The organism is Pseudomonas sp. SDO5591_S426, from assembly GCF_054070755.1.
This window is the reverse complement of the sequence record NZ_JBSVXD010000435.1, coordinates 1-282: the sequence shown is the minus strand read 5'-3', so window position 1 is coordinate 282 and position 282 is coordinate 1. Positions and strand designations below refer to the sequence as shown.

1 protein-coding gene is annotated in these 282 nt (G+C 64.9%); it reads right to left on the bottom strand.

Translation table 11 applies throughout. From position 1 onward, the window contains the following. Nucleotides 1–282: aldehyde dehydrogenase family protein (locus tag ACW9JC_RS30460; RefSeq protein ID WP_457459702.1), on the bottom strand; the 282-nt coding region annotated here is incomplete at both ends.

Here is a 282-nt window from a genome sequence, read left to right as displayed (position 1 = left end):
CCGGGGTCGAGCCGGTGAACGCGATCTTGGCGATGCGCTTGCTGGTGGCCAGCGCTTCACCGGCTTCCTTGCCGAAGCCTTGCACGATGTTCAGCACGCCCGGTGGCAGCAGGTCGCCGATCAGTTCGACCAGTACGGTGATGCCCAGCGGGGTCTGTTCGGCCGGTTTGAGCACTACGCAGTTGCCGGCAGCCAGGGCCGGGGCGAGTTTCCACGCGGCCATCAAAATCGGGAAGTTCCACGGGATGATCTGCCCGACCACGCCCAGCGGTTCATGGATGT